Consider the following 20,113-nt stretch of genomic DNA (forward strand, 5'->3'; position numbering starts at 1 on the left):
AGCGGTCCGTCTCCCTCAGTTCACGAGGGAGGCGGACCGCTTTTTGTTTATTGCTTTTCGCGCCGGGGCGGATCGCGCCTAGGGAACCAGCTCAGTCGGCAGTTGCTCCAGGGCGAGCTCCGTCTTGACGACCTGTGCCAGGCGCTCGGCAATGACCTGGGCGGTCTGCTGGTCGCCGGCCTCCACCATCACGCGAACAACGGGCTCGGTGCCCGACGGCCGGAGGAGCACGCGTCCGGTGTCGCCGAGTTCCTCCTCGGCTGCCCTGACGGCGGCCGCGAGCACGGCGTCGCCCTTGACGCGGGTCCGGTCCACGCCCTTGACGTTGATCAGGACCTGCGGGAGCTTGGTCATGATCGTCGCGAGCTCCTTGAGCGGGCGGCCGGTGAGCGCCACCTGGGCCGCCAGCTGCAGGCCGGTCAGGACGCCGTCGCCGGTGGTGGCGTAATCGGCGAGGATCACGTGGCCGGACTGTTCTCCGCCGAGGTTGAAGCCGCCTGCGCGCATTTCCTCGAGGACGTAACGGTCGCCGACGCCGGTTTCGCGGATGGCGATGCCGTTCTTGCGCAGGGCGATCTTGAGGCCGAGGTTGCTCATCACGGTGGCCACGAGGACGTTGTCCGTGAGCTTGCCGGCGTCCTTGAGTGCGACGGCGATGATGGCCATGATCTGGTCCCCGTCCACTTCGTTGCCTTCGTGGTCCACGGCGAGGCAGCGGTCGGCGTCGCCGTCGTGCGCGATGCCGAGGTCCGCGCCGTGGGCAACTACGGCGGCTTTCAGGGGGCCGAGGTGGGTGGAGCCCACGCCTTCGTTGATGTTCAGGCCGTCGGGTTCCGCGCCGATCACCACAACATCGGCGCCGGCGTCCTTGAAGACCTGCGGGGAACAGCCGCTGGCCGCGCCGTGGGCGCAGTCGAGGACAACCTTTAAACCGTGCAGGTTGTGGGGAAGGGTTCCCAGGAGGTGGACGATGTAGCGGTCCTCGGCGTCGGAGAACCGCTGGATCCGGCCTACTTCGCCGCCCACGGGCCGGACGGGCTCCTTGCCCATCTGCTGCTCGATGGCGTCCTCAACCTCGTCAGGGAGCTTCTGGCCGCCTCGGGCAAAGAACTTGATCCCGTTGTCCGGGGCCGGATTGTGCGACGCGGAAATCATCACGCCGAAGTCCGCGTTCAGGTCGGCCACGAGATAGGCCGCCGCCGGAGTGGGGAGAACACCGGCATCGTAGACGTCGATGCCGGAGCTGGAAAGCCCCGCCTCCACGGCGGCGGCAATGAACTCGCCGCTGGCGCGGGGGTCCCTCGCCACCACGGCCCGTGGCCGTGCACCGCCGCTGGAGCGTTCATGGCCGAGCACGACGGCGGCGGCCTGGGCCAGCTGCAATGCGAGCTCGGCGGTCAGCAGGCCGTTCGCCAGGCCACGGACACCGTCTGTTCCAAATAATGTAGACATCGGGTCAAGTTTAGACGATGCGGGTGCCCGTCCCTGCCTCGGCCGGCGCCAACACAGGGGGCCGCCGACGTTTACCCAGCTCACCAGCGACAACTGCCTTTTCATATTCGTCAGCGACCACGGCCTATACCGTGGCGCCAGAAACCCGCTTCCCTCCACCGCGGCGGCCCGTGCTTTAACGGCAGAAGCCCGCCCCGCCATAAGGCGGGACGGGCTTCTGTGGAAGCGATTGAACGCTTCGCAAGCGGGTTTAGCGCTTGGAGTACTGCTGAGCCTTGCGGGCCTTCTTGAGACCGGCCTTCTTACGCTCGATGACGCGGGCGTCACGTGAGAGGTAGCCGGCCTTCTTCAGGATGGCGCGGTTGTTCTCGACGTCGATCTCGTTCAGTGAACGGGCGATGCCGAGACGCAGTGCACCGGCCTGGCCTGAGATGCCGCCGCCGTGGATGCGGGCGATGACGTCGTAGGCGCCGTCAAGATCGAGGATCTTGAAGGGCTCGTTGACGTCCTGCTGGTGCAGCTTGTTCGGGAAGTAGTTATCCAGCGCACGGCCGTTGATGGTCCACTTGCCGGAGCCCGGCACAACGCGAACGCGTGCAACGGCTTCCTTGCGGCGGCCAACAGCTGCGCCGGCAACGGTCAGTGCCGGGCGCTCCTTCTTCGGCGCAGCAGCTTCGGCAGCTCCGCTTTCCGAGGTGTAGCTGGTCAGGGTTTCCTCTGCCTCAACGGCTTCGGTGGTCTCTTCGTTCTGAGCCACGGTTCTCCTTGTATAGATAAGTTGTTTGGTGGCCAGGACTACTGGGCGACCTGGGAAATTTCGAAAGTCTTGGGCTGCTGAGCGGCGTGCGGGTGCTCTGCACCGCGGTAAACCTTCAGCTTGCCCAGCTGCTGTGCAGCGAGGGAGTTCTTGGGGAGCATGCCCTTGATGGCCTTCTCCACGGCGCGCACCGGGTTGGATTCCAGCAGCTCCGCGTAGTTGACGGAGGTCAGGCCGCCCGGGTAGCCGGAGTGGCGGTAAGCGCGCTTCTGCTCGAGCTTGGCGCCGGTGAGGGCAACCTTCTCAGCGTTGATGATGATGACGAAGTCGCCCATGTCCATGTGGGGCGCAAAAGTGGCCTTGTGCTTGCCGCGCAGCAGGATTGCGGTCTGGCTGGCAAGACGACCAAGGACAACGTCTGTGGCGTCAATGACGTGCCACTGGCGGTTGATATCGCCGGGCTTCGGGGTGTACGTACGCACGGTGTTTGCCTCGTTCTTGTTCTGGCGTTCTTGTTTAGGTGTCACGTAAGGGTGTGCACCTACTATCTATGCGCTACCGGAACAGAGGTGAGGGCTCTATGAATCCAGTGGTCCCGGAGTCTCGAATGTGCCCGAGGAGTAGTTATCCTGCAACCGGATTCTCAGCGGGCACGCATCATCGAGAAAGGACACGCACAACGACTACCAAGAATAGCGCGAACCGGGCGTCAGGGTCAAAATGGGGTATCCGGTGGTGGGGGCTTGGATGCCTGCGCCAGCGCCGGGCCGTTCCACACCAGGAGTCTTCGTGTCCTTAACAGGTATCACCAGCAGCGCCGCTCCGTTCTTTGTCCTCGGCATCGGACTGCTCGGCGTGCTCCTTGGGATGCTTACGGAACGGCTCATCGCCAGGACAATCCCCCGCCTTGGTGGACTCCCTGGAATCAGGACAAGAATTACGACGGCGGTACTCACCGGTGTTCTCTGCGCAGCATTGGCGCTGCGCTTCGGGGCGGACTGGTCACTGCCGGCATTCTTGGTCCTTGGCGTACTCGGCGTGCAACTGGCACGCATTGATATCGCTCACCATCTGTTGCCGAATCCCCTTGTGCTGGCCCTGCTGTCGGCCGGCCTGACGCTCTTCGTCGTCAGCAGCACGGCCACGGCAGGCTGGGCCGAGCTGCTTCGCGCGGCCGCCGGCGCCGCAATCCTGTTCGTTGTCTACCTAATTCTGGCGATTATTTCGCCCAACGGCATCGGAATGGGCGACGTGAAGCTGGCCGCACCCGTGGGCCTGTACTTGGGTTACTTGGGCTGGAGCCAGTTGTTCTACGGGGGCGCCCTCGGGTTTGTGGTGGGCGGTATTTTCTCCTTCGTTTTGATTTCCTTTAGGCGCGCCGAAAAGAAGTCCGAAGTGGCCTTTGGGCCCTCCATGCTGGCCGCCACCCTGGGTCTGGTTTTGTTCACGTCCTAGCGGATGGCCGCACCCGACTCTAGGCCGCGTTTACCCGGAATAAAGGTAAGCCCGGCTGATTAATCCAAGTAGTTTCCTGCTTGTAGATTCCCAATCTGAGTACCTTTTTTGGGGGGTACCTATGGGTCCCCCCAGAAACTCGGGTATGGCTACGCATTGTTGCCGGCATGCCCCGGTGGAATTCTTTTAGCTATCGAAGCACCAGCCCTTTCGCGGATATGGGGGGAGCTGGAATTCGAAAATCTATTCCACCGAATTTAAGGAAATTACAATGACTACTCTCATGGTCTCGGTTCTTGCTTTCGTTTCCGGAATTAAGGACCGGCTGGAATCCGAAAAAGGCGCCACCGCAACCGAGTATTCGCTGCTTCTGGCGTTCATCGCTTTCGGCATCATCTTGGCTGTCACAGCCTTTGGCGGCGCTCTCAGCGGATGGTTCAACGAGCTCGCCGGCGTCGTCAACGGGTGGAATGTTCCTGCTGCACCCGCTGGCTAATAGCCGCTGCCCTAGCACGGGGTGTGCCGAGTCCGGCATGAGGACACGGCACACCCCTTTACCTTCTTGGCTCTAACTATCCCGGGGGACCGATGAAAACTAAGCCATCGCAGAGGACTGATAACGCTCGCGGCGCAGTCGCGGTCGAGTTCGCCCTAGTCGCACCAATTCTCCTGTCGCTTGTGGCCGGCATCGTGGAGTTTTCCTACGCCTACAATCTTCAAATTTCCGTTACCCAGGCCGCTCGTGAAGCGGCTCGCACCATGGCGATCAAGGACGACCAGAGCAAGGCTGCACTGGCTGCCATCGCCGGAGCCCCGGGGTTGAACGGCGGCGACTTCGAGCTTGCCTTCACGCCAGACGCCTGCAGCGATGGGGACGACGTGACAGTGACTGTCACCTATCCAGCAGCCACCCTGACGGGGCTCTTCGGCAGCACCGTCACCGTCACTGGAGTAGGAGCAATGCGATGCGGCGGCTAAAGCACACTCAAACCGATCGCGAGCGCGGCGCAGCCGGCGTCCTCGTTGCCGTCATGATACTGGTGCTCATCGGCGCCGGCGCCCTGGCAGTAGACGTAGGCCAGATCTATGCTGAGCGGGCACAACTGCAAAACGCTGCCGATTTAGGCGCCCTGGCCGTGGTCGAAGCCTGCTACGAGACCGGCTGCAGCCAGGACGACTTCCAGGACGAGGCGGAAACAATTGCCGAAAGCCTGGCCAACGCCAACTCCAACGACGGCCAGTCAAACGTTGCCGAAGTCGACCTGTCCGTGGAAAACCAGGTGACGGTCCGGACCACGACTGAAAGCGGCAGCAACAGCTTCCTCACAAATATGTTTGCCAGCGCCCTCGACGCACCGCCCGTGGCAGTCGGTGCGTATGCCACGGCCACCTTCCTTTATCCCCCTACGGGAGTCTCCGTCCTGCCACTGGTGTTCGCTACCTGCGAGTTCAAGGATGACGGAGAGCCGCACAAGATACTGACTCATGGTGGTTCGGCCGGCGGCTCAGGTCCGGACGAGGACAGCGGCAAAGGCAAAGGCAAGGACAAAGGCGACGGCGACGGCGACGGCGATGAATCCGCGCCAAAGAAACCTGCGGACTGCAACTCAAAGAATCCCTCTGGACAAGTCGTCCCGGGAGGCTTCGCCTGGCTCAACCCTAATCGCGATGCGGACTGTGAAGTGAGGGCCACGGTCGGCCTGTGGAGTGACGGAAGTGAGGGGTTGGCTATACCAACCGAATGCAAAGACCTTTTCGATCCTGATGCGACGCCCTCGTTGAAGGACCGGACGGTGGCGCTCCCCGTCTATGCCTACACCTGCGAGGGGATGGCTAAGTGCACCGGCAGCCACACCGAATACATGATTGAAAAATGGGCCGGTTTCAAGATTGAGTATTGGAGCTTTCCCGGTCACAGTTACGACCCTTCCGGTGTTTTTGGCGGTGGGGAAACCGGGCTCTATGGAACGTTTGTCGGATACGCAGCAGACCCCTCCCAGTTTACGGGCGGGTCACCAACTCCAAATGGCAACGTCGTTGTCATAGATCTTATCGATTAATCCTTTTCGAGGGGGATAAAGTGAAAACTCGCCTACTGGGAGGCATTGCCGCATTGATTGTGGCGATTATTGGAACCGTTTTATTGGTAAATTATGTTCAGGGCGCCGACAAGCGCGCCCTGGCCAGCACTGAAACGGCTACCGTCTACGTCGTAGAGAAGGCCGTCGCGGCTGGCACGAGGGTGGACAAGATGGCAGACGCTGTCGTCAAGAAGGACGTTCCCAAGCTGGCTATCGCTGCCGGCGCCGTCACCGATCTTGGCGACGTCGATCAGAAAGTCACAGCCGTGACTCTGGTGCCCGGAGAACAGCTCCTCTCCACCCGCATGGTCGATGCCGACGCTTTCCTGGGCCCTTCCAGGGTGCAGGTGCCCGCTGGTATGCAGGAGATTACGCTGAAGCTACCCATTGAGCGGGTAGTGGGCGGCAAGATTGCTGCAGGAGACACCGTCGGTGTCTTCCTGTCCGTGGACAACTCCGGCGCGGGATCCAGCGGAACACAGCTAACCTTCCACAAAGTCCTGGTGACTGCAGCCCAGTTCAGCAACGGCAGCGCCGCAAAGTCGCAGGAAGCACCGGCCGAACAGGACAAGTCCGCAGGCGCCATGGCGAAGAAGACCCCCTCGTCCGACGACACCTACCTGATCACGCTGGCCCGCAACTCGGCCGATGCCGAGCGCATCGTTTTTGCTACCGAGTTCGGCAGCGTCTACCTCTCCAAGGAACCGACGAATGCCGTCGAAACGACATCCGGTGTTGTTACTGGCACAAGGTTGTTCCGATGAGCCGCTTCGTACTCATCACGCCCAATCCCGAATTCGAGCGCCGGATGCAGCTGGCCGTGGCCGGCATCCACGGTTCACTTCAGGTCTTCCAAGCGGACTACCTCCCGGAAGGTCCCCACGATTTCATCCGCCAGCTCGTCGGCGAGCCTCCCGAGGTATTGATCCTGGGGCCGGGGCTCCCCGAGGAAGGCTGCCTGAAGCTTGCGGCGGTCATGGACCTGCAGTATCCGGAGGTCAGCGTGGTACTGGTGGTTCCGGAAACCAAAGAAGTTGTCCTGCAGGCCATGCGCTCCGGCGTACGTGACCTCCTCGACCCGACGACCGACCCTGACTCCATCCGGGTCATGCTGGAGCGCGCGAGCCTCGCCGCTGCCGGCCGGCGTCGGGGGTTGGCCCCCGGAACTTCCGAGCATGCCGATCACGGTGAGGGCGGACGAGTCATCGCGGTCATGTCCCCCAAAGGCGGCGTCGGCAAGACCACTGTGGCAACCAATCTCGCCGTGGGTCTAGGAAAGTCCGCTCCGATGAGCGTCGTGATTGTGGATCTCGACCTCCAATTCGGTGATGTTGCCAGCGGGCTGATGCTGGATCCCGAACACACCATCACCGACGCTGTAGTAGGGGCTGCCAGCCAGGACTCCATGATCCTCAAGACGTACCTGACTGTCCACCCGGCCGGCATCTACGCCCTCTGCGCACCGCGGAACCCTGTCGAAATGGACAGGATAACCGGCGAACATGTCACGAGACTCCTCACGCAGCTCCGCCAGGAATTCCACTACATCGTGGTGGACACCGCTCCGGGCTTGGGAGAGCATGTGCTGGCGACGCTGGAACAGGCAACGGACGCCGTCTGGATTTGTGGCATGGATGTCCCGAGCATCCGCGGTCTCCGGACCGGCTTCCAGATCCTGACCGAACTCGATCTCGTCCCGGACCAGCGTCATGTGGTGCTCAACATGACGGACCGGCGAGGCGGCCTCACACTGCAGGACATTGAAGCCACGATCGGCGCCCCTGTGGATGTTGCGCTACCCCGATCCAAAACTCTGCCTTTCTCCACGAACAAGGGAGTCCCCATCCTGCAGGACGGCAGCCGGGACTCGGCCAGCAAAGGGCTTCGTCAGCTGGTGGAGCGTTTCAAACCCGATTGGGAAGCCAGACCTCATAAGAAGCTGCACAGAAGGGCGGTAGTACAGTGAGCCTCACAGACCGGTTCCAGATCCTCCGAGGCGAAGCTAAAGCCGAACCTGAGGCAGCCAAGCCCTACGACGACGTCTTTCAGTCGAAGGCGCCAGCCACTCTTGGACGGAAGCACGAGGCGCAGACTGCGGAGGCGGCTGCGAGCGCGACGGCAGCACTTGATCAGCCCCAGGCTGCTTCGGTTGCCAGCGAGGCTTTGAACGCCCTCAAGGAAAGAGCCACCCAGACACTGTTTGAACGACTGGGTTCACGTATCACCGATTCATCCCTCGAAGACGACGAGCTGCACAAGTTCGTCCGCGATGAACTGAAGATTGTCGTCGACGAAGAGCAAGTTCCGCTGTCCACCTCAGAGAGGCAGCGGCTTATGCGGGAAATTATCGATGACGTTCTAGGCCACGGCCCCATCCAACGTTTTCTCGATGACCCGTCAGTCACCGAAGTCATGGTGAACCGCTACGACCAGGTCTACGTGGAACGCCAAGGGCACCTGCACATGACGGATACCAAATTCACGTCCGACGAAGCCTTGCGAAGAGTCATAGAGCGCATCGTCTCGAAGGTAGGTCGGCGTATCGATGAGTCCTCTCCCCTTGTCGACGCGCGGCTTGCGGACGGCTCCCGCGTCAATGCCATCATTCCGCCCCTCGCAGTGAACGGACCCGCTCTCACCATCCGGAAGTTCGGCCGAGATCCACTCACAGTTCAAAACCTCATTTCCTTGGGGAGCCTCTCACCGGAGATGGCTGAACTACTACAGGCATGTGTTCTGGCGCGCATGAACATCATCGTCTCGGGCGGCACGGGAACGGGAAAGACGACGCTCCTCAACGTCCTGTCCTCCTTCATCCCTTCGGATGACAGGATCGTGACGATCGAGGACGCCGTCGAGCTTCAGCTGCAGCAGGACCACGTGATCCGCCTCGAAAGCCGCCCCCAGAACATCGAGGGCAAAGGCGAGGTTTCCATCCGGGACCTCGTGAGGAACTCTCTGCGAATGCGGCCGGACCGGATAGTGGTTGGGGAGGTCCGCGGCGGCGAGTGCTTGGACATGCTCCAGGCCATGAACACCGGCCATGACGGCTCCATCTCTACAGTCCACGCCAACTCGCCTCGGGACGCCATCGCCCGTCTGGAAACGTTGGTGCTGATGGCAGGGATGGATATCCCGCTCCGTGCGATCCGCGAACAGGTTGCGTCCGCCGTGAACCTGATCGTGCAGATCACCCGGCTGCGCGACGGCTCCCGCAGGGTCACCCACGTCACGGAAGTCCAAGGCATGGAGGGCGAAATTGTGACCCTCCAAGATGCCTTCGTGTTTGACTATTCCGCCGGAGTGGACGCCAACGGGCGCTTCCTGGGTAAGCCGCTTCCCACGGGTGTCAGGCCTAGGTTCACAGAGCGTTTCGCTGAGCTTGGCATCGAGGTTTCGCCAGCCGTTTTCGGCGCCGCAACGTCCGGTGGCCCACGCGGAAGGGGGCGGTAACGGTGGCGGGCGACACCGGCATCTTCGTCGCCGGCCTCGTTCTGCTTTATCTGGCCATTTTTCTCATCTTCGGGGTGGCGCTGAGATCAAGGTCGGCTCTGCCGCTCTCCCGGCGGCAGCCTGACGCGCCGGCGCAGAAGTCGGTCCTGAGCCGAATGACAGACCACGCTGTCGGAGCTTTAAACAGGGGCATCAAGAAGCGGGGTCCGGGGCTGCTGAGCCGGGACCGGTTGGACGAATGCGGGCTTAAGAAAGATCCGGGCGATTACCTGCTCATAGCCGGCATCATGACGCTGACGTTTGCGGTCGTCGGCTTCTTCCTCGGCGGACTCTTTGCAGCTGTCTCGGCGACCCTGCTGACGCCCCTCGCCCTCCACTTGTTGCTGAACATGCTGGCCGGCCGACGCCGGGCCCAGTTTGATCAGCAGGTGCCGGATACTGTCCAGATGTTCTCCGGAGGCCTCCGTGCCGGCCACAGCCTTCTCCGGGCGATGGATGCGGCCGCCCAGGAAAGCCAGCCACCCATGTCCGAGGAGCTGAGCCGGATCGTCAATGAGACCCGGATTGGCCGTGATCTCGGTGAGTCTCTGATGGACCTGGCCAGCCGGACCCGAAGCGAGGACTTCCTTTCCATCTCCCAGGCCATCGAGATTCACCGTGAGGTGGGCGGCGATCTGGCCGAAGTGCTGGACCACCTCAGCGATACGGTCCGTGACCGTAATCAGCTGCGGGGCCAGGTTCGCGCCTTGAGCGCGGAGGGGCGGATGTCCGCCATTGTCCTCATGGCACTGCCGATCGTGATGTTCATAGGACTCACCCTGTTCAACGATATGTACTCCCGCGTTTTTACCAGCACCCTGCCGGGCTACCTCATGATCGCAGCGGCGGCCGTGCTGCTGACAGCGGGCGGATTCTGGCTCAGCCGGATCGTCAAACCGAAGTTCTAGAAAGGAGCCATTGTTATGCAACCTCTTGCGTATGCAGCCATCCTGGCCGTGATCGCTCCCCTGACTGCCATGACATGGTTTGCCTTTACCGGCGACCGTGCTGGCCTACGGAACATTCAGGCCAATCTCGGCGCAACGTCGAAGGCGAAAGGGCCGGCACTGAGCGTCAACGAGAAACTTGCCCTCGCGAGTCAGCGGATCATGCCCAAGGGCTATGCCGGTTGGCTGGACAAACAGCTGGCGGGTGCAGGCCGGCCGAAAGAGTGGCCTCTGGCCAGGCTCGTAATGGTCAAGCCGCTGCTGGCATTCGGAGGCGCGGTGATTGGCTACCTTTACTTTGCGGGGGCACCCTCTCCTCCACAGTTCCTCATGATGCTGGGCATCACGGCGCTGGCTTACTTCACTCCGGATCTGTTGCTTCGGAATAGAGCCCAGAAACGCAGGGCGGCCATCCGGCTGGAGCTTCCCACGGCACTGGACCAGATGCTGATCTCGGTACAGGCAGGGCTGGGATTTGAGGCAGCCATGGGTCGGGCAGGCACGAACGGCCAAGGACCTTTGGCCGATGAGCTCGTCCGAACACTGCAAGACATCCAGGTGGGCCTGTCCCGGAAGGACGCCTACCTAGCAATGTCCGAGAGAGTGGACGTGCCGGATGTTCGCAGCTTCATTCGTGCAGTGGTCCAGGCAGACGCCTACGGCGTTGCTATTGCTGGCGTTTTGAAGGCGCAGGCCCAGGACATGCGCATCAAACGGAAGCAACGGGCCGAGGAACACGCCATGAAGATGCCGGTCAAGATGCTCTTCCCACTCATCTTCTTCATCTTGCCGACATTGTTCATCGTGGTCCTCGGGCCGACGGTGATGAGTATTATTTCTATTTTCACCGGCTGACGGTCCTTCAACGCGACTGCAGCTCGTTGGCCGCCCCGGCGCACCAAAGACCGGACCCCCTCGGATCCCAGAGCCGAGGGGGTCCTTTTGTGCGCTCAGCCCGCTTGCAAGGGGAACAAATGGGGTCTAAGCGTCGAAACGCAGTGTTTGCGCAAGATTAGCGCAGGAAATTCGCAGCTTGGAAAGGCTTAGCACAGGAAGCTGCAAGTTCCATATTCCACGGCGAATTGGCTTGCTAATTTTATTTCAGAGCTGGTGACAGACCAGCTTTCCTTTACTCGCTCAGGAGTTCAAAATGCTTTCTCTGTACACCAACCTCTCCGCCCGTCTCAACCGCGATGAGAAAGGCGCAACGGCTGTCGAATACGGCATCATGGTTGCGCTCATCGCCGTCGTCATCATTGCTGCCGTGGCTCTCCTCGGAGGGTACCTGAACGATTCGTTCCAGGGGATTAACTGCCAGATCAACACCCCGGCAACGCCGAAGTGGGATACGGCGCTTAACGCTGGTGCTGGCGGCTGCAAGGCCTAAGCAATCGCCTACAGTTCGGCGGCGGCCTCTAGCCGCCGCCAAACTGTCTACCCAGTGTCGACGAGAGGCTGTCATGCCGAGGGCATCCGAGCGTGGTGCAGTTGCGGTTGAATTCGCGCTCCTGGCACCGGTACTCATCATGATCCTTCTCGGTATCATGGAGTTCGGCAGGGCATACAACGTACAAACCACACTCACGAATGCCGCCCGCGAGGGCGTGCGCGTCATGGCCGTCAGCAATAAGCAAGCCGACGCTCTCACAGCCACCACTAATGCCGCTGACACACTTAGCCCCAAGCTAAGGAATTCGGACGTAACCATTGCGTTCCAAACCATCCCATCAACGACACCGGCTCCGACGTCGTGTGCGCCAGGACGCCAAGTGACAGTGACCATTAGGTACTCGCTGAGCACAACGACCGGCATTGCCGGCCCATTCGCCATGACAGGAAAAGGAACCATGCTGTGCGGCGGATAGCAGCATCTGCGGACGGGGAAGGCGGAGGAATTGCCGTTATCGTCGCACTTCTGATGGTGGTGCTGCTCGGCTTCGCCGCTATTTCTATTGACGTTGCGAAGCTTTACTCCGAACGTGCCCAGCTCCAGAACGGCTCAGATTCCGTCGCCCTGATGGTGGCGCAAAAATGTGCCAAGAACGAGGCTGACACAAACTGCTCCCCCACGGCTCCGGACGCACCAGACCTGGCCAACAACAACGCCATCGACAATCTCAGCAACGTAAAGTCCATCGTCCTGGATAAACCCAGCCGCACGGTCCAGGTGACAGCGGGGGCAACGGAAGCCGGCAGCACCCCGAACAGCGTTTCCCTATTCTTCGCCCGTGTCCTCGGGATCCCCAGCATCGAGGTTACTGCCACGTCAAGCGTGCGGTGGGGAAGCCCAAACAAAGGCACGGCACCGTTCCCCATCACCGTTTCGATATGCCAAGTGCGAGACAAAAGCGGCATCATGCAGCTGCTCCAGTTGCACGGCAAACTGAAGAACGAAGGCTGCAACTACGGCCCGTCCGGCGCTCCCGTGAAAGGCGGATTCGGCGGCCTGAATCAGGACACGGGCGGCTGCGGAGCCGTCATCGATATCCTCGCCGGCGAAGGCGGCGGCGACGCCGGCAACAATCCGCCTCCCGGCTGTGAAGACCTCCTAAATTCCTGGGCGGCAGACATAAGTCTGGGACGCGAAGTCATAGTGGTGTTGCCGGTTTTCAACTCTGTCACTGGCGAGGGATCCGGCGCCGTTTACGGACTGAAAACTTTCGCCGCCTTCAAAGTAGCTGGCTGGAAATTCAGTGGCGGTAATTCCCTTCCATACACCTTCCATAACCGATACCCCGACGTCCCCGCCGGGCTTGAGTGCTACGAGGCCATTCAATGCAAGGGAATTATCGGAACGTTTGTGGAGTATGTCTCCTTGGCCGACGGCTTTGAGTTGGGAACCGTAGACTCGGACGGTGTAACCGTCGTCGAACTCATTAGCTAATTTCCATGCAGTCTGGTGAACCACTATCTCTCAGGAGCAGTTCGTGAAGTCTCGGTTGTTGGCAGGAGCGGCAGCGGCAGTCCTCGCCATCGTCGGCGCGATGTTGGTTATGTCCTACGCCCAGGGCGCAGACCAGCGTGCCGTCAAGAACCTTGAGCCGGTAGCGGTTCTGGTTGTAAAGACGGCCATCCCCGCCGGAACGCCGGTGGAATCGATGACTGCTTTGGTGACTACCGAACAGCTGCCTGCAGCTGCTATTACCGACTCCTCGCTTGAGTCCTTCGACGGTTCCGAAGGCAAGGTGGCCGCCGTAGACCTGATTCCCGGGGAACAGCTTGTGGCCGAGCGCCTGGTGGCGCCCGAAGAACTGAAGACGCAGGGGTCGGTGAAAGTCCCCGCAGGCCTGCAGGAGGTCTCCTTCCAGCTGGAGCCGGACCGCGTTGTCGGTGGCCGGCTTGCCCCTGGCGATCACGTGGGCGTCTTCATCTCCCAGGACAAGGGAGGACTAGAGGCCAAAGAGGATAAGGAAACAACGAAGCTGACCGTCCGGAAGGCCCTTGTCACCGCAGTTCAGCGCGCACCGGAAGCAGCGCCGACTGCCACGCCGTCGCCCACCGCGAGCGCAGACCCGAATGCCGCCGATCCCCGCGACACTACACTTCCCGTGGGGAAGCTCATGATCACGGTCGCCGTCGGTGATACCGACGCCGCCAAGATCGTCTTCGCCGCCGAATACGCCAAAATGTGGCTCAGCAAGGAGCCCACCACCGCCAAGGACAGCGGTCCCCGGATCATTGAGCGCAGCGAGGTCTACAAGTGAGCCGCTTCGTTCTGATCACTCCGAACGCCGATTTCGATGCCCGTTTGCGGCAGGCAGTTGAGGGCGGTCTCCATGGCGGAGTCCAAACATTCTTCACGGATATCCTGCCCGCCGGCCCCTATGACCTGTTCGCCCAGCTCAACCAGGAACAGCCGGAGGTCCTCATCCTCGGCCCGGATGTGCCCGCCGACGATGCTCTCCGCCTGGCCACCGTGCTCGATGTGCAGGTGCCGGACCTCACGGTTCTCATGGTCAGCGAACCGGACCCCGAGTTCATCCTGCAGGCCATGCGCGCCGGCGTCCGGGATATCCTCAGCCCCTCCGTCGAGCCGGACCAGCTGCGGGTGCTGCTGGAACGCGCCTGCCAGTCCTTCGCCAGCCGGCACCGGCTGGAGCAGCCCCGCGAGGCCGAAAGCAGGAAAGGACGAGTGATTGGCGTCTTTTCACCGAAGGGCGGAGTGGGCAAGACCACCATCGCCACTAACCTCGCCGTAGGCCTCGGCAAGATCGCGCCCATGAGCGTGGTGCTCGTGGACCTGGACCTGCAGTTCGGAGATGTCGCCTCCGGCCTCTACCTAAACCCGGAGCATACGATCACGGACGCGGTCTCCACCGCTGCCAGCCAGGACACCCTAGTACTCAAAGCGTTCCTTACGGTGCACCCTTCGAGCATCTACGCCCTGTGCGCACCCGATAACCCGGTCGAAGCCGACCACATCGCACCTGAGCAGGTCACCCATCTGCTGGAGCAGCTGGCGGACGAATTCCAATACGTTGTTGTCGATACTGCCCCCGGCTTGCCGGAGATAGGACTGGCCGCCATGGAGGCTTGCACCGACGTGGTGTGGGTCAGCGCAATGGACATTCCCAGCGTCCGTGGCCTGCGCTCCGGTCTGGACGTCCTCCGCCAGCTCGATCTTTTGCCCGAGGGCAGGCACGTGGTGCTCAACATGGCTGACGCCAAATGCGGGCTCTCTGTCCAGGACATTGAGTCAACCATAGGCGCTCCTGTTGATGTCAGCGTTCCCCGCTCCCGTGCCGTCGCATTTTCCACCAACCGCGGCGTCCCGGTACTCCAGGAAGCCAAGAGGGATCCTGCCGTCAAGGGACTCAACCAGCTTGTAGACCGGTTCAACCCCACGGGCCCGGCGAGGAGCCAGCGGAAAAGTCACCGACGGGTGGTGGTCTAAATGAGGCTGTCCGAACGCATCCAGGCCGCCCAGGCGAAGTCGCAGCCGGGCGCTGCCCCGGCAGGGACGGCGGCCTCCGCTGCTGCCTCCCCTGCCCCTGCAAGGACGGTGGCTCGGCCCGGGATCGCGGCGAACGTTCCCCAGGTGCGCGTACAGAAGCCGGCAGCAGCTCCTGGGACGCGTAGTGAAGGCGGACAGCCGAAACCCGGGCGGCAGGAGCCCGCAGCGAGGCCTTTCCAGCCTCCGGCCGCACAGAGGGATGCCCTCAAGCCGAAAGTACAGCAGCCGGTCGACGTTTTCGCGGCCCTCAAGCAGCGTGCGGCTACCGCCCTGTTCGAGCGGATGGGAGCCCGGTTCAACGACTCCGCCATCACCGAGAATGAGCTGCGCAGCACGGCCCGTGAGGAGCTCATCCGCATCATTGATGCGGAGCAGGTGCCGCTGACCGTTGACGAGCGCTCCCGCCTGGTTGCAGACGTGGCCGACGATGTACTGGGCTACGGTCCCCTGCAGCGGCTGCTTGATGATCCGGCGGTCACCGAAATCATGGTGAACCGGATGGATCAGATTTATGTGGAGCGCAAGGGCCAGCTCACCCTGACCGAATCCCGGTTCAGCTCGGAGGAGCATCTGCGCAAAGTAATAGAGCGCATTGTCTCCAAGGTGGGCCGGCGCATCGATGAATCATCTCCTTTGGTCGACGCGCGCCTGGAGGACGGCTCCCGCGTGAACGCCGTCATTCCTCCGCTGGCCGTAGGCGGTTCCTCCCTGACCATCCGTAAGTTCAGCAAGGTGCCGCTGACGGTGCAGAACCTCATCGATTTCGGAACACTCACTCCCGAGATGGCGGAACTGCTCAATGCCTGCGTCAAGGCCAAGCTGAACATTATTGTTTCGGGCGGCACGGGTACAGGCAAGACCACGCTGCTCAACGTTCTCTCATCCTTCATCCAAGGCAACCAGCGCATTGTCACCATTGAAGACGCTGTCGAGCTTCAGATCCAGCAGAACCATGTTGTGCGCTTGGAAAGCCGACCGCCCAACACCGAGGGCAAAGGCGAGGTGACCATCCGCGAACTGCTGCGCAACTCGCTGCGTATGCGCCCTGACCGCATCGTGGTGGGCGAGGTCCGCGGCGGAGAATCCCTCGATATGCTCCAAGCGATGAATACCGGCCACGACGGTTCACTGTCCACCGTGCACTCCAACTCGCCCCGCGACGCCGTTGCACGCCTGGAGACCCTGGTCCTCATGGCCGGAATGGATCTGCCGCTGCGCGCCATCCGCGAACAGATTGCGTCCGCCGTCCACCTGATCATCCAGATCTCCCGTCTCCGGGACGGAACCCGGCGCATCACGCACGTGACCGAGGTTCAGGGTATGGAGGGCGACATCGTCACCCTCCAGGACGCCTTCGTGTTCGACTATTCGGCGGGTGTGGACCAGCACGGACGGTTCCTGGGTGCTCCCATTCCCACAGGCATCCGTCCGCGGTTCATCGACCGTTTCGAGGACATGGGCATCCACGTTTCGCCAGGTGTCTTCGGCGCCCCTTTGGCTTCTAACGGAAAGCAGTGACGTTTCATGGTCCTGACGTTTGGAATCATCCTCGTGGTTGCCGCCATCGCCCTGGCAGGAGTGGCGGTGGCGATCCCCCGCACCCCGACGGTGCCGCTGGACCGCCGGCGGCCGTTCCGCACTGAATCAGACTCACAGCTGACGCGCTTTGCCGGATCTGCCGTGCAGGGCCTCGAGCGTCTCCTCGCCACGCGGAATGTACGCTTCTTCAATCGGGAAACCCTGGAAAACGCGGGGTTACGCCTGAGCCAGGCGGACTTCCTGCTCCTAGTAATCATCGGCGCCTTCGTGGGCGCCCTCATCGGTCTCGTGGTCGCAGGCCCGTTGTTGACGATTCTCTTGGTGGTCGCCGCGCCGTTCGTCGGCCACCTGGTGCTGGGCTTCCTGACAGGCAAAAGGCGGACCAAGTTCGGTGACCAGCTGGGCGATACGCTGCAGCTGCTCTCAGGCAGCCTCCGCGCGGGGCACAGTATCCTGCGGGCCATCGACGCCGCAGCCAACGAATCGCAGGCGCCGACCTCCGAGGAAATGCGCCGGGTCGTCTCGGAGACAAGCCTCGGCAGAGACTTGCTCGTTTCGCTCAACGATACTGCCGAACGCATGCAGAACGAGGACTTCGTCTGGATCTCCCAGGCCATCCAGATCAACCGCGAGGTGGGCGGGAACCTGGCCGAGGTCCTGGACCAGGTGAACGAAACAATCCGCGAGCGCAACGAGATCAAGGGGCACATCAAAGCATTGGCCGCAGAAGGGAAGTTTTCGGCCTATATCCTCATGGCCCTGCCCATCGGCATCGTGGTCATGCTCATGCTGGTCAACCCCGGTTACATGAACAAGATGTTCACCAACCCGCTTGGTTGGATCATGATTGTTGCCTCCATGATCCTGATGATCATCGGGGGTCTGTGGATGCGCAAGATCATCGACCTGAAGTTCTGAGCCGGAGATGGACCCATTGATCCTCCTTTCCCTCCTCCTCGTCTGCCTGCCGCTCGCCTATCTCGCGTGGTCCCTGCTCTCCGCCGACAAAAGAGGCCCGACGGCTGCCCGGGAGCTACTGTCCAGGGGCGCTCCCCGCATCGAAGTTGAAAAGAAGACCAGCAACGGCCTGCTTGAACAGATCGGCCGCCGCCTCACTCCGGACGGATATGTGCAGAAGCTTGACCGTCTGCTCTCCCTCGCCGGCCGCCCGGCAAACCTTCCGCTGGGCCGGGTACTCGCGGCCAAGCCGGCCTTGGGTCTTGCTGGTGGCCTCGTTGGGCTGTGGTTAAGCTCCATCGGAACAACGCCGATCATGAAGCTGGTGGGCATCTTTGTCCTGTTCCTCGGCTACTTCATCCCGGACCTGCTGCTCTACAGCAAGGGCCAGGAGCGGCAGAAGGCCATGCAGCTGGAGCTCGCGAACACCCTGGACCAAATGCTCATTTCCGTGGAAGCCGGCCTCGGCTTCGAGGGTGCCATGGCCCGGGCCGGCGAGAACGGCAAGGGCCCGCTGGCGGAGGAACTGGTCCGTACCCTGCAGGACATGCAGGTGGGCCGCAGCCGCCGCGAGTCGTACCTGGCTCTGGCCGAGCGCACCAATGTCCCGGAACTGCGCAGCTTCGTCCAGGCGGTTGTCCAGGCGGATTTGTACGGCATCGCCATCAGCCGAGTCCTCCGGGTTCAGGCCAAGGTGATGCGCGTCAAGCGGCGTCAACGGGCCGAGGAGAAGGCCATGAAACTTCCCGTTATGATCCTTTTCCCGCTGCTGTTCTTCATCTTCCCGGTCCTCTTCATCGCGATCCTGGGCCCCGCCGTCATCAATACCATCGAGACGTTCAGCAATCAGTAGCTCGGCCGAACCGTGGCGAGAGCGTTCCGTCCGCAGGAAGTCCTCGCACCACAAGGAACCCGCAGGGTTTCCACAGGATCCAAGCTTCATCAGGCTTTTCCCAAGGTCAGAAAGTAGCCTTAACTCATGTCCATTTCAGGTTCCAGCGCGGGTGACGGCAGCGCCAACGGCGTCTGCTTCCCTGCGTCCGGGGATCCCGAAAACGGACAACAAGGCGGGCTCCAGGACGACTCCCAGGAACCCATCCTGGACCTCAGCGTCCTTCGCGAGCTGGAAGAAGAATTGGGCGGCACAGGTGTCGCCCACAATTTCGCCCGGGACTACATCAGCATCTGGGACAAGCGCCTCCGGTACCTGGAACGCTCAGTCGAAGACAACGATCCCGATGCCGCCATGGATGCCGCCCTGAGCCTGAAGAATTCCGCCCTCATGATAGGCGCCACCCGCCTGGCCAGGCTGGCCATCGAGGTGCAGCGCCTGGTGAAGTGCGGAGACCTGGTCCAAGTGAGGCAGTTGCTGCCGGCAGTCGAACGCACTGGCGAGCTAACGGTCAGCGAGCTCAAACTGGGCTATTTGCCGCCGGACAGCTGACCTGCCTCCGGATAACTAAGAGCGCCTACTCCGCCCGCTTCGGCGCGAGCCGGTACCCCACTCCGCGCACGGTGACCAGCCACCGCGGGTCTTGCGGATCCTCGCGGAGCTTGCGGCGCAAATTACCGATATGCACTTCGACGGCCCGCTCGTCCGCCTCGCTGATGTAGGTGTCCTCGCGGTAGTACTCGCCGCGCACCACGCGCACCAGGTCCGCCCGCGTGCGAACCGCGCCCGTTCCGCGCAGCAGTTCATGCAGAAGGTCGAATTCGCTCCGGGTCAGCCCCAACGGCGTCCCGCGGAGGGCAACGGTCCGGGTTTCAGTGTCTAACGCAAGCCCGTTGTGATGCAGCACTGTTCCCCCACGGCGGGCGACGCCGGCGGCAGCCAAACCCGGCTCCGACGGCAACCCGCCCGGCAACCCAACCGGCGCCTCAGGCTCACCGACTGCGCCCTGCCGCGGCCGGCGCATCATGGCTGTAATGCGTGCACGCAGTTCGCGGGGCCTGAATGGTTTGATGATGTAGTCGTCCGCGCCGCCCTGAAGCGCCGTGATGGTGTCCAGTTCCTCGTCCCGGCCAGTCAGCATCACCACGTAGGCGTCACTGAACTGCCGGATCCGGCGCAGCACCTCAAAGCCGTCAATGTCCGGGAGGCCGACGTCGAGAGTAATCACACTGGCCCGGCGCTCCCTGGCCATATCCACACCGTCGCGGCCCGTCGCTGCCGAGTGCACCTCAAAGCCGGCCTGCTGAAGTACCGCGTCCAGGAGATTGCGGACGTCGGCGTCATCCTCAATCACCACGGCCACACCAAGATCGATCACTGCTGTCCTCAAATCCGGCAAAACCACCGCATAGCCCAGCGCAATGCGGGAAACTTTCCCAGATTACCTACGCTACAACGTGAAGAGGGCTGAACACTCTTTATTCACGATAACTTTTAGACTGTTGCCCCGCGCTTGCAACCTTCTCTCCGATGGCTGAAGAATGCCGTGCATAATGGGCTTCATGCCATGGTTTATGCAGGCGCCGC

Annotated in this window: 22 protein-coding genes; 18 read left to right on the forward strand and 4 right to left on the reverse strand. The window is 62.0% G+C overall.

Annotation, left to right across the window (positions count from 1 at the left end; all coding sequences use genetic code 11):
- Positions 1-78 precede the first annotated feature (78 nt).
- From glmM to rplM, 3 genes are all read right to left on the reverse strand, one after another.
- Positions 79-1,452, reverse strand: coding sequence for a phosphoglucosamine mutase (gene glmM / locus CXQ90_RS02320; RefSeq protein WP_104136641.1), 1,374 nt, complete (start codon positions 1,450-1,452; stop codon positions 79-81).
- A 250-nt stretch (positions 1,453-1,702) separates the two neighbouring features.
- Positions 1,703-2,209: a 30S ribosomal protein S9 gene (gene rpsI, locus CXQ90_RS02325; RefSeq protein WP_104136643.1), complete on the reverse strand. Its 507-nt coding sequence runs from the start codon at positions 2,207-2,209 to the stop codon at positions 1,703-1,705.
- 38 nt (positions 2,210-2,247) lie between these two features.
- Positions 2,248-2,691 (reverse strand): 50S ribosomal protein L13, encoded by a 444-nt coding sequence (rplM, locus tag CXQ90_RS02330; RefSeq protein ID WP_011692756.1) that lies wholly within the window; start codon positions 2,689-2,691, stop codon positions 2,248-2,250.
- A gap of 307 nt (positions 2,692-2,998) precedes the next feature.
- On the opposite strand from rplM, the gene CXQ90_RS02335 reads away from it, so the two are divergent.
- The 18 genes from CXQ90_RS02335 to CXQ90_RS02420 all read left to right on the forward strand — a co-directional run bounded on the left by CXQ90_RS02335 (position 2,999) and on the right by CXQ90_RS02420 (position 19,078).
- On the forward strand, positions 2,999-3,664 hold the full coding sequence (locus CXQ90_RS02335) for an A24 family peptidase (RefSeq protein ID WP_258064323.1): 666 nt from the start codon (positions 2,999-3,001) through the stop codon (positions 3,662-3,664).
- 271 nt (positions 3,665-3,935) lie between these two features.
- Entirely contained in the window at positions 3,936-4,160 is a 225-nt protein-coding gene (locus CXQ90_RS02340) for a Flp family type IVb pilin (RefSeq protein WP_104136644.1), read from the forward strand.
- A gap of 92 nt (positions 4,161-4,252) precedes the next feature.
- Positions 4,253-4,642 carry a TadE family protein gene (locus CXQ90_RS02345; protein WP_104136646.1) on the forward strand — a complete coding sequence of 130 codons (390 nt, stop codon included), beginning with the start codon at positions 4,253-4,255 and terminating at the stop codon, positions 4,640-4,642.
- Positions 4,630-5,724, forward strand: coding sequence for a TadE/TadG family type IV pilus assembly protein (locus CXQ90_RS02350; RefSeq protein WP_104136647.1), 1,095 nt, complete (start codon positions 4,630-4,632; stop codon positions 5,722-5,724). The genes CXQ90_RS02345 and CXQ90_RS02350 overlap by 13 nt, the downstream gene beginning before the upstream one ends.
- Positions 5,725-5,744: 20 nt before the next feature.
- A complete protein-coding gene (locus CXQ90_RS02355; protein ID WP_258064324.1) occupies positions 5,745-6,509 on the forward strand; it encodes a Flp pilus assembly protein CpaB in 765 nt (254 codons plus the stop codon).
- Positions 6,506-7,711: an AAA family ATPase gene (locus CXQ90_RS02360; protein WP_104136649.1), complete on the forward strand. Its 1,206-nt coding sequence runs from the start codon at positions 6,506-6,508 to the stop codon at positions 7,709-7,711. Before CXQ90_RS02355 ends, CXQ90_RS02360 begins: the two co-directional genes overlap by 4 nt.
- A 197-nt stretch (positions 7,712-7,908) precedes the next feature.
- Positions 7,909-9,198 carry a CpaF family protein gene (locus tag CXQ90_RS02365; protein WP_258064340.1) on the forward strand — a complete coding sequence of 430 codons (1,290 nt, stop codon included), beginning with the start codon at positions 7,909-7,911 and terminating at the stop codon, positions 9,196-9,198.
- Positions 9,199-9,200: 2 nt separating this feature from the next.
- Positions 9,201-10,145 (forward strand): type II secretion system F family protein, encoded by a 945-nt coding sequence (locus CXQ90_RS02370; protein ID WP_104136650.1) that lies wholly within the window; start codon positions 9,201-9,203, stop codon positions 10,143-10,145.
- 15 nt (positions 10,146-10,160) lie between these two features.
- On the forward strand, positions 10,161-11,039 hold the full coding sequence (locus tag CXQ90_RS02375) for a type II secretion system F family protein (protein WP_104136652.1): 879 nt from the start codon (positions 10,161-10,163) through the stop codon (positions 11,037-11,039).
- A gap of 295 nt (positions 11,040-11,334) precedes the next feature.
- Complete coding sequence (locus CXQ90_RS02380; RefSeq protein WP_104136653.1) at positions 11,335-11,571, forward strand: Flp family type IVb pilin; 237 nt, start codon at positions 11,335-11,337, stop codon at positions 11,569-11,571.
- A gap of 73 nt (positions 11,572-11,644) precedes the next feature.
- Entirely contained in the window at positions 11,645-12,049 is a 405-nt protein-coding gene (locus CXQ90_RS02385; RefSeq protein ID WP_104136655.1) for a TadE/TadG family type IV pilus assembly protein, read from the forward strand.
- The gene (locus tag CXQ90_RS02390; protein WP_104136656.1) at positions 12,037-13,068 is read left to right on the forward strand and encodes a TadE/TadG family type IV pilus assembly protein; all 1,032 of its coding nucleotides are present in this window, start codon (positions 12,037-12,039) and stop codon (positions 13,066-13,068) included. The genes CXQ90_RS02385 and CXQ90_RS02390 overlap by 13 nt, the downstream gene beginning before the upstream one ends.
- Before the next feature lie 43 nt (positions 13,069-13,111).
- Positions 13,112-13,888: a Flp pilus assembly protein CpaB gene (locus CXQ90_RS02395; RefSeq protein WP_104136658.1), complete on the forward strand. Its 777-nt coding sequence runs from the start codon at positions 13,112-13,114 to the stop codon at positions 13,886-13,888.
- Complete coding sequence (locus CXQ90_RS02400; protein ID WP_104136660.1) at positions 13,885-15,078, forward strand: AAA family ATPase; 1,194 nt, start codon at positions 13,885-13,887, stop codon at positions 15,076-15,078. The genes CXQ90_RS02395 and CXQ90_RS02400 overlap by 4 nt, the downstream gene beginning before the upstream one ends.
- Positions 15,079-16,656 carry a CpaF family protein gene (locus CXQ90_RS02405; protein ID WP_104136661.1) on the forward strand — a complete coding sequence of 526 codons (1,578 nt, stop codon included), beginning with the start codon at positions 15,079-15,081 and terminating at the stop codon, positions 16,654-16,656. It abuts the gene before it with no gap.
- Between the two features lie 6 nt (positions 16,657-16,662).
- Positions 16,663-17,595: a type II secretion system F family protein gene (locus tag CXQ90_RS02410; RefSeq protein WP_104136663.1), complete on the forward strand. Its 933-nt coding sequence runs from the start codon at positions 16,663-16,665 to the stop codon at positions 17,593-17,595.
- A 7-nt stretch (positions 17,596-17,602) separates the two neighbouring features.
- Entirely contained in the window at positions 17,603-18,487 is an 885-nt protein-coding gene (locus tag CXQ90_RS02415) for a type II secretion system F family protein (RefSeq protein WP_104136664.1), read from the forward strand.
- Between the two features lie 126 nt (positions 18,488-18,613).
- Complete coding sequence (locus CXQ90_RS02420) at positions 18,614-19,078, forward strand: Hpt domain-containing protein (RefSeq protein ID WP_104136666.1); 465 nt, start codon at positions 18,614-18,616, stop codon at positions 19,076-19,078.
- Between the two features lie 25 nt (positions 19,079-19,103).
- Here CXQ90_RS02420 and CXQ90_RS02425 read toward each other — a convergent pair whose 3' ends face one another.
- Positions 19,104-19,904, reverse strand: coding sequence for a response regulator transcription factor (locus CXQ90_RS02425; RefSeq protein ID WP_104136667.1), 801 nt, complete (start codon positions 19,902-19,904; stop codon positions 19,104-19,106).
- Positions 19,905-20,113: the final 209 nt, after the last annotated feature.

The organism is Arthrobacter sp. ZGTC131 (assembly GCF_002929275.1).
GTDB lineage: Bacteria > Actinomycetota > Actinomycetes > Actinomycetales > Micrococcaceae > Arthrobacter.